This is a genomic window from Staphylococcus ureilyticus, from assembly GCF_002902235.1.
Classification (GTDB): domain Bacteria; phylum Bacillota; class Bacilli; order Staphylococcales; family Staphylococcaceae; genus Staphylococcus; species Staphylococcus ureilyticus.
Window position 1 is genome coordinate 1 of the sequence record NZ_PPRL01000114.1, and the last position, 3,197, is coordinate 3,197.

A 3,197-nucleotide genomic window follows, 5' to 3' on the forward strand; every position below is an offset into this window, starting at 1 on the left:
TGTAAGACCTGATAAAAAGGATAAGTCTACTTTTATATTATCTGAAGAAAATATCAATAACTATTTAAGAAAATATACCACACACAATAAACGATATAATCACAAATTTTATCAAGGAAAGCAAGTCATTAAATTTTATACTAAAAGTTTTATTTGCGACGAAGACCATATTTATTTATTAGGTGAGCGAGGACTGACTAAAAATTTGAGGACAGTGGAAGACTTAGATAAAGAGTTTTATCGATTGATAGAAAAAGGGACAGAATACTTAACGAATATGTTGCACCCGTCTGGTAAGTATGATTATGGTTATTTCCCACACTTTGATAAAAAGATCAATTTTTACAACAGTTTACGTCATGCCTCTTCAACTTATGCATTAATTGAGGGATTAAATTATTTGAAAAAAGATCTTAAACCTGTTGAAAAGGCATTAGATTATTTAATCAATAACTATGTTTATGAAAGACAAAATATTGGTTATGTTTTTGATGACACAAATAACATAAATGAAATTAAACTAGGTCAGAATGCGGCATTTGTGTTTGCGATATGTGAGTATTTGAAACATAACCCAGGAAATAAACAATACTTAAAAAAAGCACAAGATGTGGCAAATGGAATATTAAAAATGATTAATTTGAATACTGGTGAAACAATACATGTCCTGAATTATCCTGATTTAACAGTGAAGGATAAACAGCGTATTGTTTATTATGATGGGGAAGCTGCTTTAGCATTACTACGTTTATATCAAATAGATTATAATGAAACATGGTTAGAAGCAGTTAAAATAATGTTTGAACATTTTATTACTCACAATTATTGGCAATACCATGATCATTGGTTAGGTTATTGTACAAACGAATTAGTTCAAATTGACCCTCAAGAAAAATATTATAGATTTGGAATTCAGAATGTAAGTAACTATTTAGATTATATAAAATATAGAGATACAACATACCCAACATTTTTAGAAATGCTTATGGCCACATATAAAACGATAGAAAATGCTAAAGCCAATGGGTATGAAAACCTCGTTAAAGAATTAATTGATGAAGATAAACTTTTAAACACCATTGATATAAGAGCTAATTATGAACGTACCGGTTTCTTTTATCCAGAAATTGCTATGTATTTTAAAAATCCAGAAAGAATATTGGGGTCGTTTTTTATTAAACATCATGGCTATCGCGTAAGAATTGATGATATTGAACACTATTTGTCAGGTTATGTACAATATCATAAGGCTTTTAATGGTTAGTTTGATTTTATATTTGTATATTAAAGTAATGGTTGATTTCTTTGAAAAGTGAAATCAACCATTAATGATTTTGAATCAATCAATTAATCTCCGATAATCATATTATCTATTAAACGTGCTTTGCTGAATTTTACAGCTAGTGAAATGAAAATTTTTCCTTTAATGTGTGTGATTGCTTCTAATTCTGGATAACTATATATAGCTACCGTTTCTATGTTACCGGATGTATGCTGTTCAATATATGTTTTAGCTGTGTCTATTAATTTGGCACTATCACGCTCTCCTTGAAGATATTGTTCGTTTGCTAACTGTAAGCTTTTATATAGTGCAGGCGCTTCTTGTCGTTCTGTATGCGTCAAATAAACGTTGCGTGAACTTTTAGCGAGACCATCAGATTCACGTACTGTATTAACACCAATGATGTCTATTGGATGATTAAAATCCATGACCATTTTTTTGACGATAGCTAGTTGCTGTGCATCTTTTTTGCCGAAATACGCACGTTGTGGGCGAATAATGTTAAATAACTTGTTAACAACTGTGATGACACCATTGAAATGGCCAGGACGTTGTGCACCTTCTAAAACAGTGGCGAGCCTACCAGCATTTAACTTTATCGTAGGTTCTTCTGGGTACATCTCTTCTGCTTCAGGATAAAAGATATAGTCTACACCAACCGATGCTGCTTTAATTTTATCTTGGTCTATATTCCTAGGATATGCATCAAAATCTTCATTTGGTCCAAACTGTAGTGGATTTACAAAAATGCTGATGATTGTAACATCATTTTCCATTACGGATTGTGACATCATTTCCAAATGGCCTTCGTGTAAAGCACCCATGGTTGGAACAAAGCCGATGGACTGATTATTTTCTATTAAATTTGCACTTAGTTTACTCATTTCTTGAATAGATGTAATTAATGTTGTCATTCTGATACCTCATCCATAATTTGTTTTTTATACGTATGTGATTCATCAGGAAATATTTCGTTTTTGACTTCTTTATGATACTGCATTAAAGCTGTTATGCCACTGGAAAAGTCTCCATATTGCTTGACGAATTTAGCTTGGTGTGGCACTTCATAGTTCAGCACATCATGATAAACCAATACTTGTCCATCAGTATCCTTACCTGCTCCTATACCAATCACTGGGATGTCTAAATTTTTGGTGATTTGTGCAGCTAAATCACTCGGAACAGCTTCTAAAACGAGCATAATGGCGCCAGCTTGTTGTACAGCGTAAGCATCATTTATGAGTTGCTGTGCTGTTTCTTTTGTATTGGCTTGCATCTTGTACCCAGTAATACCAACGCTTTGTGGTGTAAGTCCTAAATGTGAAACGACTGGTAGACCAATGTGATTACAATTTTTTATAAAATCAATTAAATGTGCACCTTCAACTTTGATTGCATTTGCATTAGTTTGTTTGTATAAATCTATAGCATTTTCTAAATCAGAGTGTTCGCTGATGCCAACAGCGCCAAAAGGAACATCAACAACCATAAATGTATTAGGGGCACCACGTCGCACAGCTTTCGCGTGATGGATCATATCTGACGTTGTTACTTGAACTGTACTTTCATAACCTAAGACAGTCATACCTAAAGAATCACCAACTAAAAGGGTATCGATTTGTGCAGATTCTGCTTGTTTTGCACTAGGATAGTCATAAGCTGTAACCATTGAAATTTTATTTGCGTGCTGTTTCATATCAATTAAATGTTTTAATGTTAACAATTAAACTCAACTCCGTTGTCTCAATATTTTTATATTTAATCATATATTAACGAATGTATTCAAAAAATAAAATTAATTTAATACATCTTTTTATACTTGATAAATAAATTAAAATGTTTTCTACGAGAAAAATCGACTAAATTGCAAATAATATTAGGTGTGTAATACATATTAGTTTATAATAAATAGTAA

At 31.9% G+C, this 3,197-nt stretch carries 3 protein-coding genes; 1 reads left to right on the top strand and 2 read right to left on the bottom strand.

Going from position 1 to position 3,197, the window contains the following annotated elements; genetic code table 11:
• Positions 1 to 1,264: poly(glycerol-phosphate) alpha-glucosyltransferase (locus CD150_RS13455; RefSeq protein WP_103161574.1), on the top strand; the 1,264-nt coding region annotated here is incomplete at its 5' end.
• Between the two features lie 83 nt (positions 1,265 to 1,347).
• Here CD150_RS13455 and panC read toward each other — a convergent pair.
• Entirely contained in the window at positions 1,348 to 2,196 is an 849-nt protein-coding gene (gene panC, locus CD150_RS10785; RefSeq protein WP_073344830.1) for a pantoate--beta-alanine ligase, read from the bottom strand.
• Entirely contained in the window at positions 2,193 to 3,005 is an 813-nt protein-coding gene (gene panB, locus CD150_RS10790) for a 3-methyl-2-oxobutanoate hydroxymethyltransferase (protein WP_103161575.1), read from the bottom strand. Before panB ends, panC begins: the two co-directional genes overlap by 4 nt.
• Positions 3,006 to 3,197: the final 192 nt, after the last annotated feature.